We start from the raw sequence: 12,404 nt of genomic DNA on the forward strand, positions 1-12,404 counted from the left end.
AGCCTGTCGGCTTGGTGTGCTCAGGCCTGCGCGCCCATCAAATAATCGACCTTGCCCACTTCCACCCCGTTGTGGCGCAGGATGGTGTAGGCCGTGGTGATGTGGAAATACATATTGGGCAGCATCCAGCCCATGAGGTAGTCCTGACCCTTCAAGGTGCGGGTCTTGCCCGGGCCTGCGGGAAAGGTGATGTCCTTGGCTTCGGTGCCGTCCAGCGCAGCGGCGGGCACGGTGGCGATGAAGGCCAGGGTTTTCTGGATGCGTTCTTGCAGTTGGGCCAGGGTGGTTTCGGTGTCGTCGAATTTGGGCGCTTCTACACCAGACAGGCGGGCCACGCCGTTTTTCACCGCATCGCAGGCGATCAACACCTGTCGTGTGAACGGGAACATGTCAGGTGCCAGTCGGTAGGTGGTCAGCGCCGTGGGGTCGATTTTTTTGGCTTCGACAAACTGCTCGGCCTTGGCCAGGATGTGGCTCAGGTTGCTCAGCATGCGGGTGCACACGGGCAGGCTGGCGTTGGACATGGAAAGGGTCATGAAGGTCTCCGGTTGTTGTTGAAATTTCAGGCGTTGGCCACGGGCAGGGCACTCACCGGCTCGCCAATGGCATAAAAGTGGCCGCCCGCCACATGGTGCAGGCTGCGCAATTCGGGTGGGGCATTTTCAAAGTGCCAGCGGCCTGCTGTGAAGACACGTTCGTCAGCCCAGGCGGCGATCACTTCGGCCAATATCAAGTCGTGCGGCCCGGCCACATGGGTGGTGGCAGGCAACACGCGGCATTCGAGTTGCGCGATGCAGCCATGCACCAGCGGCACGCCGGTGTGTGCTGCGGCCTGGGTGCTGATCTTGCAGCGGGCCAGTTTGTCGGGGTGGTCCTTGCCGCTCATGCCGCCAGCGGCCATGACCTGGTCTTTCAGGGCCACGGTGGGCACGTTGATGCTGAGCACGCCCGAGGCGTCGATCAGCTCCCGAGTCAGTGTGGCCTTGTCGACAACGACTGCAATCTTGGGTGTGTCAAAGTCCAGCGGCATGGCCCAGGCAGCGGCCATCACATTGGTTTTGCCTGCATGTGCACTGCCCACCAGCACGGTGGGTCCGTGGTTGAGCAGGCGGTAGGCGTGTTTCAGTTCAACAGTTTGCATGCGGTGTTCAGCGGGTTTCAGGTGAGAGTGCAGAGCGCTCTTTTTGGTATTGATCGTAAGGCGGCAGCTTGCTGCCTGGTGCGCTGGCGCTGCCCACCGCCTTGGCTGTTTCCTGAGCACGGATTTCTTCGTAAACGGCCTGAGTCGACACCAGGCCGCAGCCCGAGATGGCGACCAGAAGCGGCAGAGTGACGACTGTCATGTTCATGCTTTGCGCTTGTTGAATTTTTGCCAGTACTGAAATTCGTCTTCGCGGATCTCGTATTCCAGGTCCTCCACGCGCCTGAGCATGCGCTCTTTGGCATCGCTCACAGCGCGGTTGTAGATGCTGGGGCCAATTTCTTCCAAAACAAAACCGAGCAAGGCACCGGCAGAAATGTTGCCGATCTTTTGCTCGAAGTTGACTTCAAAGTAGCGCTCGATGCTGGCAATGGCCTGAGCCCGGTCTTCTTTGCTCAGTTCAATGGGCATGGCCGCAGATCAGCCGATTTCGGCAATGAGTTCGATCTCGACGCAAGCGCCCATGGGAATTTGGGCCACGCCAAAGGCGCTGCGGGCGTGTGCCCCCGCTTGAGGGCCAAACACTTGACCCAGCAGTTCGCTGCAGCCGTTGGTGACCAGGTGTTGCTCGGTGAAGTCACCGGTGGAGTTGACCAGGCTCATCACCTTGACGATGCGCTTGACCTTGTTGAGGTCGCCCACGGCGGCGTGCAGCGTGCCCATCAGGTCAATCGCCACGGCGCGGGCCGCTTGCTGGCCTTCGGCGGTGCTGATGTTTTTGCCCAGCTGGCCTGCCCAGACTTTGCCGTCTTTTTTGGCGATGTGGCCAGAAAGGAAAACCAGATTGCCGGTCTGCACAAAGGGCACATAGGCCGCAGCGGGCACAGCCACCGGAGGCAGTTCGATGTTCAGGGATTTCAGGGTGTCGTAAACGCTCATGGCAAGGGCTTCGGTGATGGGTTTTCGAAATGATTGGCCACAGGCGCAGCCAAACAAGAGTGCAGATTGTCGCTGAAGAGTGAGGCGGCGTGTTTGCACAGCGGCACATGCAAAGTCTGTGATTTGACCTTGCGGCCCACCGTCTCCATGAGCGCCTGGTCGGTCAGTCAAGGCGTGTTGAAGCCTGCGCCCCCAACTGACAAAACCACCCGGATACACCCAACACAGCTGCAGGAGTGGGCAAGCTGTATCGACATTTTTCAGACTGCGCAACAGGGGCTGCACGCATGACAAGAGCCGCTTGGGCGTTTACAAGGTACAAAACACACGCCAACTTCAGCTGCCGCCGCTTGCGGTAAATCTGGGGTCAGGCACCAGCACAGCCAATTCAGGGAGGCTGCACAGGATGACCAAGCACCACGCGCCAAGATTGAGCGCCCCAGCAGGGCCGCTGGCATGCAGTCCATGAATTGGGCCCGTCGTTTATGGCTGGGCCTCCTGGCGGGGGGCGCAGGCCTGGCACTGCAACTGCATCAGGTGGCGCTGTGGCCAACGCAGGCCTATGGGTGGGCTTTGGCGGCTGCTTGTCTGGGGGCGGCAGGCCTGTCTGCCCGATGGGGCGGGGCCAGGGGTGGGCGCAGAACCACGCTGTGGACTGCTGCACGCTTAGGGGGCCTGCTGCTGGCCTGTGGCTTGTTCTCGTTTGCGGTCACTGGTTTGCATGCGTCCATTCAGGTCGGGCAACTGGACAGCGCGCTGGAAGGCCAGGACCTGGATGTGGTGGGCGTGGTACAGGCCATGCCGCAAAGGCAGGACTTGGGCTGGCGATTTCGCTTTCAGGTGGAAAGTGCCAAGCGGGCGGGCAAGCCGGTGTCTGTGCCTGAGCAGATCTATCTGGGCTGGTATGGGCAGGAGGGCCACGACAGTGGATGGCGCCTGACGGCCTTGCCCGAGCCGGTGCAAGCCGGTGAGCGCTGGCGGCTGCGGGTGCGCCTGAAGGCACCGCACGGCCACATGAACCCTCGCGGTTTTGACTATGAGCTCTGGCTGTTCGAGCAGGGTGTGGGGGCCACGGGCTATGTGCGCACGGGCGGGCGCGACCCATTGCCCCAGCGCTTGGCCCAAACCTGGGCGCATCCGGTGGAGTGGTGGCGGCAAACGGTGCGAGACCGATTGCTGGACCGCTTGGCACCCTGGGGCGACGGTGCTGCCCCGGGGCCGAATCTGGCGGGCATCGTCGCGGCTCTGGTCACCGGCGATCAGGCCGCCATTGACCGCAGTGACTGGGACGTCTTTCGGGCCACGGGCGTGGCCCACCTCATGAGCATTTCTGGCCTGCATGTGACCATGTTCGCCTGGTTGGCGACGCTGTGGGTGGGGTGGTGTTGGCGCATGTCGGCCTTGTGGGGTTTTCAGGGTGCCTTGCGTTGGCCTGCCGCCCATGTGGGGGCCTGGTCCGGCTTGGCCTTGGCGGCTTTGTATGCCGTGTTCAGTGGCTGGGGCGTGCCTGCGCAACGCACGCTGTGGATGTTGACCGTGGTGGTTGTGCTGCGGGTGTCAGCGCGGCAATGGCCGTTGGCCCTGATTTGGTTGTTGGCCGGGGCCGTGGTGTTGGTGATTGATCCATGGGCTTTTTTGCAGGCGGGGTTTTGGTTGAGCTTTGTGGCGGTGGGTGTGCTGATGGCCAGTTCGGGGCAGGGGCCAATCAAGGCGAGTCAGGCCATGAGCAGCCCATTCATGCCTGAGCGCCTTGATGCAGCCAATGACGGTGTCAAGGCGTTGCGCTTGGGGATGGGCTTGGGGTCGCTGCGCCTGCAGGGTGCTGGTGCTGGTGTTTTGGGCTTGTTCAAGACCTGGATCAGCGGCCCTTTTGGGGGGCGTGTGCTGGGCTTGTTGCGTGAGCAAGCGGTGGTCACCTTGGCCTTGGCACCCTTGACTTTGTTGTTCTTCGGTCAGTTGTCCGTGGTGGGGCTTTTGGCCAATTTGGTGGCCATTCCCTGGGTGACCCTGGTGGTCACACCCTTGGCACTGCTGGGGATGATTTGGTCGGAGGCCTGGGTTTGGGCCGCCTTGTGTTTGCAGCCCTTGGCCGCCTGGCTGTCCTGGCTGGCGTCTTGGCCGCTGGCCAGCCTGAGCACCGCCATGCCGCCCGTGGGCTTGGCGCTGCTGGCGCTGGTGGGGGCTGTGTGTTGGGTCTTGCCTGCACCACGGGCCCTGAAGGTGCTCAGCTTGCCTCTGCTCTGGCCAGTGCTGTTTTGGTCGCATCCCCGGCCGCCGCCAGGCACATTTGAGCTGCTGGCCGCCGACGTGGGGCAGGGCAACGCCGTGCTGGTGCGCACGGCCAGTCACAGTTTGCTGTACGACGCAGGCCCCCGTTATTCGGCCGAAAGTGATGCGGGTCATCGTGTGCTGGTGCCGCTGCTGGCGCAGATGGGTGAACGGCTGGATCGCCTGGTGCTGAGCCACCGCGACAGCGACCACACCGGCGGCGGCGCAGCCGTGTTGGCCATGCAACCTCAGGCCGATTTGTGGACCTCGCTCGAAGACGATCACCCCCTGCACCGCTTGCGCAGCCCCTGGACGCGCTGCCAGGCGGGTCAGTCATGGGTCTGGGATGGCGTGCGTTTTGAAGTGCTGCACCCTTTTGCAGATGGGCCCAATAAGTCGCCAGAAGCTGGACCGGGTGAGGCGAGTCGCCAGCGCCTGCCTCGGATCAAGCCCAATGCCGTGAGCTGCGTGCTGCGCATCTCTGATCAGAATGCGTCTGCCTTGCTGACAGGCGACATCGAAGCGCCTCAAGAGGCTCAGCTGGTGCAATCGGGTTTGTCACGCGTGGATGTGCTGCTGGTGCCGCATCATGGCAGCAAAACTTCGTCGAGTGCGCCTTTTTTGGAGGCCTTGCAACCCCGGCTGGCGCTGGTGCAAGCCGGTTACCGCAACCGTTTTGGCCACCCGGCCGCGCCTGTGCTGGCCCGCTATGAAGACATGAACATCACGGTGGTCGACAGCGCTCACTGCGGCGCTGCCACCTGGCGCAGCCAGGCGCCTGATCGGTGGGTGTGCGAACGCGAACGAGCCCGCCGCTATTGGCACCACGCGCCACCCTGAACTGCGCTTATTGATCCGGCCCTGTGAAGTTTGCAGGGTGACTTCAATCTTGTACTTTGTGGGCGCTGGCCCTGCTGGCGATCGGACGCTTGTGGACCGCAGGCTTTTCGCTTGGCTGGCAAGCTCCCACAAAATCCTCCCAACGGGCAACACACGGCTCAGACTCGCAGGTCGGCGATCGAAGACCCCGACATGGGGCCTGTGCCAAAGGCTGAAAACGTCGGACTCTGCGAGTGCCGACCTACGAGATGGCGGTGATTGGTAGGTCGGTGGTCGAAGACCCCGACGTTTGCGTGATTTGCCCGTACCGCCCTGACATGGGCATGTGCTTGTTCGGACAAATGTCGGACTCTGCGAGTGCCGACCTACGAGATGACATTTCTCACACATTTCAAACTTCAGCGTGCCGAATCAATAGGAATCCGGCACACTGAAGTTTGAAATGGTTGAGACATGTCAGTTATTGATCCGGCCCTTTGAAGTCTGCAGGGTGACTTCAACCTTGCACCTTGTGGGCGCTGGCCCTGCTGGCGATCGGACGCTTGTGGACCACAGGCTTTTCGCTTGCAAGGCAAGCTCCCACAAAATCCTCCCAACGGGCAACACACGGCTCAGACTTCATCGGGCCGAATAAATGGTCAGCAGCAGAGACGCCATCGTCTTTTGGGATCACCGACTCGAAAGCGTTTCGGCGGCGCGCTTGCAGGTCGGCACTCAAAGCGTCCGGGGGGCGCCTGATCAGGCCAGCGTCAACACCACAGGCGCGTGATCGCTGGGTCGTTCGTTTTTGCGCGGCGCACGGTCGATCACGCAGGCAGTGGCTCGGTCCTTGAGGTTCTCAGAAATCAGGATGTGGTCAATTCGCAGGCCCCGGTTACGGCGGAAGGCGAATTCGCGGTAATCCCACCAGCTGAAGCTTTTTTCTGGCTGCTCAAACAGGCGGAAGCTGTCGGTCAAGCCCAAGCTTGTCAGGGCTTGGAGTTTCTCGCGTTCGGCATCGGTGCAGTGAATCGTGCCGGCCAGGCCCACCGGGTCCCACATGTCCAACTCGTCATAAGTGATGTTGTAGTCGCCCATCAGCACCAGATGGGGGTGACGCGTCATCTCCGCTTTGACCCAATCGCGCAGTGCGTCGAGCCAGCGCATCTTGTAAACAAATTTGTCGCTGTCCGGCGCTTGGCCGTTCGGAAAGTAGGCCCCGATCACCCGCAATTGACCGCCTGTGCCATCGGGGTAGGTGGCTGCGATCACGCGGGACATGTCGTCTTCAAAACCGGGGATGTTCTTGACCACATCGGTACCGGGGGCTTGGGAGATCAGGGCCACACCGTTGTAGGTTTTTTGCCCGAACCATTGCGCCTGGTAACCCGCTTCGGCAAAGGCCGCAACGGGGAACTTGTCGTCGGTGAGCTTGAGTTCTTGCAGGGCCAGCACGTCGGTGGGGTTGGCTGCGAGCCAGTCCAGCACTTGGGGCAGGCGCACCGACAGCGAGTTCACATTCCAGGTGGCAATTTTCATGACGGTCCTTAAATGTGAGCTGCCGCCAGACCACCGATCACCAAGCCAACAGCGCCAGCACCGTACATGACGTATTCCAGCCATTTACGTTTGGACAGCAGTGCAATGGCCGCCATGGCAATGGCCACTTGAAGCACGGTGGTGGCTTGCGCCCAGCGGTGGTGTTGGTGAATTTGCTCGTCGGATTGCTGATCCCAGGCTTTGGCTTCGGCTTCGAGCTTTTCTGCGGCCAGCTTGATTTCGGCTTTTTCGCCTTTGTAGCGTTTGATCTCGTCGGTGTAGAAGTCTTTCTTGGTCGCTGGTGCCAATTCAATGGCCAGCTCGCTGAGGTTTTGTTTGTTGCTTTTGGCCTGGTAGTAATTCCATTGGTTGGAGGCTTCTGTTTTTTTCAAAGCAGCATTGTTTTTGTAAAGCCCGGCGTTGGATTGGGTGGCACCCCCCATGTATCCAAACAAGGCTCCCACCGTGGCGATCAAGGCGGTGAACATGGCGATGCTGTTGGTGTGGCTGCCGCCGTGGCCTTGCGCGGCGTGTTCCAGTTCGTGGTCGTGCGGGCCGTGGACGTGAAAACCGTGTCCTGACATGTGAGGATTCCTTAAAGAGTGTGGTGGTAAGTGACGAAACTGAAGGGCAAGCCCTGGGCCGAAACATGCGGTTCTCGCTGGACTTCATGCCACGAGGTGCCCAGTTCAGGGGCGAATGCATCCCCATCGTAATCGCGCTCAATTTCGGTGACGACGGCACTGCTGGCGTGCGGTTCGGCTTGGCGGTAGAGCTCTGCGCCGCCCATGATCCAGGCGTCGGGCACATCGCCGCACAGTCGCTTGGCCTCTTCGATCGAGCCGGCCCGCAAGGCACCCTCAGCTTGCCAGTCGTTTTGGCGGGTGACGACGATGTTCAGGCGGCCGGGCAGGGGGCGAAAGCGTGCAGGCAGCGAGTCCCATGTCTTGCGTCCCATGATGACGGGCTGGCCGAGCGTGACGCGCTTGAAGTGCGCCAGGTCTTCGGGCAGATGCCAGGGCATCTGATTGTCTTTGCCGATCACGCCATTTCGGGCTCGGGCGTAAATGAGGTGGAGTTTCATGTGGGAAGTGGTACTGAAAAGACGGCATGCGTTTGACTTGCCCCATCCAATGCACTGGAGGGCCAGGTCGCTGCGCTCCTCGCCATGACGGGCGAGATCACCGTCATGGCGAGCGAAGCGCGGCAATCCATGTTTATTTGGGGTTCAAACAGCCACCGGTGCCTTGATGGCGGGGTGGCATTCGTAGCCAACGACCTCGAAGTCCTCGAATTCGTAGTCAAAGATCGAAGCGGGTTTGCGTTTGATGTTCAGGGTCGGGTAAGCCATGGGCGAACGGCTCAACTGAAGCTCGACTTGCTCGTGGTGGTTGCTGTAAATGTGGCAATCACCACCCGTCCAGATGAAGTCGCCCACATCCATGTCGCACTGCTGGGCCACCATATGGGTCAGCAGCGCGTAGCTGGCGATGTTGAAGGGCACGCCCAGAAAAATGTCGGCGCTGCGCTGGTACAGCTGGCAGCTCAGGCGCGGCTTGTCACCCGCCTTTTGGGGCGGCGTCACATAGAACTGAAAGAAAGCATGGCAGGGCATGAGCGCCATCTGGTCGAGATCGGCCACGTTCCAGGCGCTCACGATGATGCGGCGCGAGTCGGGGGTGTTTTTCAGCGTGTCCATGACCTGCTGAATTTGGTCAATGTGGCCGCCGCCCGGGGTGGGCCAGTTGCGCCACTGCACGCCATACACCGGGCCCAGGTCACCGTCTTCTCGGGCCCATTCGTCCCAGATGGTGCAGCCGCGTTCTTGCAGCCATTTCACATTGCTGTCGCCGCGCAAAAACCACAGCAGCTCCACGATGATGGCCCGCAAAAACACCTTCTTGGTGGTGACCAGCGGAAAGCCCTCGTTCAGGTCAAAACGCATCTGGTGGCCAAACACGCTGCGCGTGCCAGTGCCGGTGCGGTCGCCTTTTTGCACGCCGGTCGTGTAGACGTGGCGCATGAAGTCTTCGTATTGGCTGCGGATGGGGCGGGGGGCTGCGGTACTCATGGGGTGTCAGTTTACGGCATTGGCAAAAGGAGCTTTCATTGTTCAGGCAAGGCTGTTGCGGCTTCTTTATAGATGTTTCTCTCATTAGGAAATGATTAATCAGTCGTTTGAGTTTTAAGCGTTCGATTTCAGAATCCGCTCCATCGTCAAAAAGACGAAGCCAATTCGGAGGCCGAACATGAAAAACCAACGCCCATTTTCCCGACTGATTTCGCCACTGATCGCCGCCGCCCTTCTGGGCCTGAGCGGTCTGGCCGCCCAGGCCCAGGTCAGCCTGCTCAATGTGTCCTACGACCCCACCCGCGAGCTGTATGTCGAATTTAACCAGGCCTTTGCCAAGCACTGGAAAGCCAAGACCGGTCAAGACCTGAGCTTCAAGCAGTCGCACGGCGGCTCGGGCAAACAAGCCCGATCCATCATTGACGGTCTGGATGCCGATGTGGCCACCCTGGCCCTGGCCGGTGACACCGACGCCCTGCACGACAACGGCAAACTGATCCCCAAAGACTGGCAAAAACGCCTGCCACACAACAGCTCGCCCTACACATCCACCATCGTGCTGGTGGTGCGCGAGGGCAACCCCAAAGGCATCAAAGACTGGGACGATCTGGTCAAACCCGGCATCAAGGTCATCACGCCCAACCCCAAAACCTCGGGCGGTGCCCGCTGGAGCTACCTGGCCGCCTGGGAGTTTGCCAAACGCAAATTGGGCGGTGACGTCAAGGCCAAAGACTTTGTGGCGGCGCTCTACAAAAACGTGCCCGTGCTCGACACCGGCGCCCGAGGTTCGACCATCACCTTTGCCCAGCGCAACCAGGGCGACGTGCTGATCGCCTGGGAGAACGAAGCCTACCTGCTGGAAAAAGAGTTCTCCGCCAAATTCGATGTGGTCTATCCCTCGCTGTCCATCCTGGCTGAGCCTGCGGTGACCGTGGTCGACAAAAACGTGGACAAGAAGGGCACCCGAGCTGTGGCCCAGGCCTATCTGGAGTACCTGTACACCGACGAAGGCCAGAACATTGCGGGCAAGAACTTCTACCGCCCCATCTCGCCCAAGGCCCAAGCCAAATACGCCAAGCAGTTCCCCAAGCTCAATCTGGTGACGATCGATCAGGCCTTTGGGGGCTGGACCAAAGCGGGCAAGGACCACTTTGCGGATGGTGCGAGCTTTGATCAGATCTACAGTGCGCGTTGATATGACCCAGAACGCAAAGATCGTCATCGTTCCCGGCTGGAAAGATTCTGGCCCCGGCCACTGGCAAAGCCTGTGGGCCCATCGCCTGCCGGGTGCGGTGCGTGTGGCCATGGCCGACGATGACTGGCAGCGCCCCAAGCAAGCGGTGTGGTTGCGTGCCATCGCGCAGACCCTCTTGGCGCAGCCGGGGCCTGTGGTGGTGGTGGCGCACAGTTTGGGCTGCATTGCCACCACACTGTTGCCGCCAGAGGTGGCCGGCCGCATCAACGGTGCATTGCTCGTGGCGCCGGTCGATCCGGAGCGCCGTGGCCCCTTGGCGGACTTTGCGCCTGTGCCTTACCAGCCATTGCCTTACCGCAGCATCGTGGTGGCCAGCACCAACGACCCCTTTTGCCCCGTGCGCACCGCAGGCGCTTATGCGCGTTCCTGGGGCAGCGAGGTGGTGCGTCTGCAAAACGCAGGGCACATCAACGCGGAGTCCGGCTTTGGCGATTGGCCGCTGGGCTTGGCGCTTTTGCAATCTTTGACGGCGTCGCTGCCATGGGCAACAGAGCCTCAGGCGCAAATGGAGCCGGCATGAAGTCACTGTCTTTGCGCCATTCATTCCTTCTTTAGAGATTTCGCACCCATGACCGCATTGCCCATTGCAGCGCCTGCCAAACGGCGGGTGCCAGCCAAAGTGTTGCCCGGGTTCAACCTGACCCTGGGGTTCACGATTTTTTACCTGAGCCTGATCGTGCTGATCCCTTTGTCGGCACTGGTGTTCAAAACCTTCACCCTGACGTGGGACCAGTTCTTGGCCGCCGTGACGGGGCCGCGCGTGATGGCGTCGTATCGCCTGACCTTTGGTGCATCGCTGATCGCAGCCTCCATCAATGTGGTGTTTGGCCTCTTGGTGGCCTGGGTGCTGGTGCGCTACAAATTCTTTGGCAAAAAGATCGTTGATGCGCTGGTGGACTTGCCTTTTGCGCTGCCCACGGCGGTGGCAGGCATTTCACTCACGGCCTTGCTGGCGGGCAACGGCTGGGTGGGGCAGTATTTGGAGCCGCTGGGCATTCAACTGGCCTTCAACCCCAACGGCGTGGTGATCGCGCTGATCTTCATTGGCTTACCCTTTGTGGTGCGCACGGTGCAGCCGGTGCTGGAAGACGCCGAAAAAGAACTGGAAGAAGCGGCCACCTGCCTGGGCGCGACGCGCTGGCAGATCTTCACCAGGGTGATTTTTCCGTCGATCGCGCCCGCATTGCTCACGGGCTTTGCCATGGCCTTTGCGCGGGCCATCGGTGAATATGGCTCGGTCATCTTCATTGCGGGCAACATGCCCATGGTGTCTGAGATCACACCGCTGATCATCATCGGCAAGCTCGAGCAATACGACTACGCCGGTGCCACCGCCGTGGCGCTGGTGATGTTGGTGTTCTCCTTCATCTTGCTGCTCATCATCAACGCGCTGCAAGCTTGGCAGCGCAAACACTCTGGAGCCCCGGCATGAGCGGCGGTCCTTCTCTCAAAGCCTCGGCTCGCCGCGCGCAAACGGGCACCACCGAGTCGTCCTGGGTGCGCTACAGCCTGATTGGCATTGCGCTGGTGTTCATGTTCTTGTTTCTGGTCTTGCCCTTGGCGGCGGTGTTCACCGAAGCCTTGCGCAAGGGTTTCGACGCGTACTTTGAAGCGCTCCAGGAGCCCGATGCCTGGTCGGCCATCCGATTGACCCTGATCACGGCGGCGATCGCGGTGCCGCTGAATTTGGTGTTTGGCGTGGCCGCCGCCTGGGCGATTGCCAAATACGAATTCAAAGGCAAAGCCTTTTTGACCACGCTGGTGGACTTGCCGTTTTCGGTCTCGCCCGTGGTGGCGGGTTTGATTTATGTGCTCATGTTTGGGGCGCATGGCTGGTTTGGCCCTTGGCTGCAGGCGCACGACATCCAGATCATTTTTGCGGTGCCAGGTATCGTGCTGGCCACGTTGTTTGTGACCTTTCCCTTCATTGCCCGTGAGCTGATCCCGCTCATGCAGGCGCAGGGCAACGACGAAGAGCAAGCCGCCATCGTGTTGGGCGCGACCGGCTGGCAGACATTTTGGTACGTCACGCTGCCCAACATCAAGTGGGGGTTGATTTACGGCGTGATCCTGTGCAATGCGCGGGCCATGGGCGAGTTTGGCGCGGTATCGGTGGTCTCGGGCCACATCCGTGGGCAGACCAACACCATGCCGCTGCACGTGGAGATCCTCTACAACGAGTACCAATCGGTGGCCGCCTTTGCCGTGGCTTCGCTCTTGGCCTTGCTGGCTTTGGTGACCTTGGTCATCAAGTCGGTGATTGAGTGGCGACACGAACAAGACACGAAAGCTGCGGCCGATAAGCCGCCCGAAAACCCCGCCATCGCCGCATGAGCGCATGAGCGAATTTTTGTAGGCGCTTGCCCTGCAAG

Annotated in this window: 14 protein-coding genes; 5 read left to right on the forward strand and 9 right to left on the reverse strand. The window is 60.7% G+C overall.

The window, feature by feature from the left end:
* Positions 1-20: 20 nt before the first annotated feature.
* From H663_RS25480 to H663_RS25500, 5 genes are read right to left on the reverse strand one after another with little or no spacing between them, the layout of a single operon-like run.
* Positions 21-536: a DUF1993 domain-containing protein gene (locus tag H663_RS25480; RefSeq protein ID WP_053169527.1), complete on the reverse strand. Its 516-nt coding sequence runs from the start codon at positions 534-536 to the stop codon at positions 21-23.
* A gap of 26 nt (positions 537-562) precedes the next feature.
* Positions 563-1,141 (reverse strand): flavin reductase family protein, encoded by a 579-nt coding sequence (locus tag H663_RS25485; RefSeq protein ID WP_053169525.1) that lies wholly within the window; start codon positions 1,139-1,141, stop codon positions 563-565.
* A 7-nt stretch (positions 1,142-1,148) separates the two neighbouring features.
* A complete protein-coding gene (locus H663_RS25490) occupies positions 1,149-1,349 on the reverse strand; it encodes a hypothetical protein (RefSeq protein ID WP_053169523.1) in 201 nt (66 codons plus the stop codon).
* Complete coding sequence (locus tag H663_RS25495) at positions 1,346-1,612, reverse strand: DUF2164 domain-containing protein (protein ID WP_053169522.1); 267 nt, start codon at positions 1,610-1,612, stop codon at positions 1,346-1,348. The genes H663_RS25490 and H663_RS25495 overlap by 4 nt, the downstream gene beginning before the upstream one ends.
* A 9-nt stretch (positions 1,613-1,621) precedes the next feature.
* Positions 1,622-2,080, reverse strand: coding sequence for a RidA family protein (locus H663_RS25500; RefSeq protein ID WP_026036555.1), 459 nt, complete (start codon positions 2,078-2,080; stop codon positions 1,622-1,624).
* Positions 2,081-2,536: 456 nt separating this feature from the next.
* Here H663_RS25500 and H663_RS25505 point away from each other — a divergent pair, with 456 nt between their 5' ends.
* Positions 2,537-5,188, forward strand: a complete 2,652-nt coding sequence (locus tag H663_RS25505; protein ID WP_053169520.1) for a DNA internalization-related competence protein ComEC/Rec2 — start codon at positions 2,537-2,539, stop codon at positions 5,186-5,188.
* Between the two features lie 738 nt (positions 5,189-5,926).
* Here H663_RS25505 and xth read toward each other — a convergent pair.
* From xth to H663_RS25525, 4 genes are all read right to left on the reverse strand, one after another.
* Entirely contained in the window at positions 5,927-6,706 is a 780-nt protein-coding gene (xth, locus tag H663_RS25510; protein ID WP_053169518.1) for an exodeoxyribonuclease III, read from the reverse strand.
* An 8-nt stretch (positions 6,707-6,714) separates the two neighbouring features.
* Positions 6,715-7,290, reverse strand: a complete 576-nt coding sequence (locus tag H663_RS25515; RefSeq protein ID WP_053169515.1) for a DUF4337 domain-containing protein — start codon at positions 7,288-7,290, stop codon at positions 6,715-6,717.
* Between the two features lie 11 nt (positions 7,291-7,301).
* A complete protein-coding gene (locus H663_RS25520; RefSeq protein WP_053169513.1) occupies positions 7,302-7,790 on the reverse strand; it encodes a dihydrofolate reductase in 489 nt (162 codons plus the stop codon).
* A gap of 144 nt (positions 7,791-7,934) precedes the next feature.
* Positions 7,935-8,777, reverse strand: a complete 843-nt coding sequence (locus H663_RS25525) for a thymidylate synthase (RefSeq protein ID WP_053169511.1) — start codon at positions 8,775-8,777, stop codon at positions 7,935-7,937.
* 178 nt (positions 8,778-8,955) lie between these two features.
* On the opposite strand from H663_RS25525, the gene H663_RS25530 reads away from it, so the two are divergent.
* The 4 genes from H663_RS25530 to cysW are packed head-to-tail and all read left to right on the forward strand — an operon-like array spanning position 8,956 to position 12,366.
* A complete protein-coding gene (locus H663_RS25530; protein WP_053169509.1) occupies positions 8,956-9,972 on the forward strand; it encodes a sulfate ABC transporter substrate-binding protein in 1,017 nt (338 codons plus the stop codon).
* A 1-nt stretch (position 9,973) separates the two neighbouring features.
* Entirely contained in the window at positions 9,974-10,552 is a 579-nt protein-coding gene (locus tag H663_RS25535) for an RBBP9/YdeN family alpha/beta hydrolase (protein ID WP_053169507.1), read from the forward strand.
* Between the two features lie 48 nt (positions 10,553-10,600).
* Positions 10,601-11,464, forward strand: a complete 864-nt coding sequence (gene cysT, locus H663_RS25540) for a sulfate ABC transporter permease subunit CysT (RefSeq protein ID WP_053169505.1) — start codon at positions 10,601-10,603, stop codon at positions 11,462-11,464.
* Positions 11,461-12,366: a sulfate ABC transporter permease subunit CysW gene (cysW, locus tag H663_RS25545; RefSeq protein ID WP_053169503.1), complete on the forward strand. Its 906-nt coding sequence runs from the start codon at positions 11,461-11,463 to the stop codon at positions 12,364-12,366. Before cysT ends, cysW begins: the two co-directional genes overlap by 4 nt.
* Positions 12,367-12,404: the final 38 nt, after the last annotated feature.

It is taken from the genome of Limnohabitans planktonicus II-D5, assembly GCF_001270065.2.
In the GTDB taxonomy this organism is placed as follows: Bacteria; Pseudomonadota; Gammaproteobacteria; order Burkholderiales; family Burkholderiaceae_C; genus Limnohabitans_A; species Limnohabitans_A planktonicus.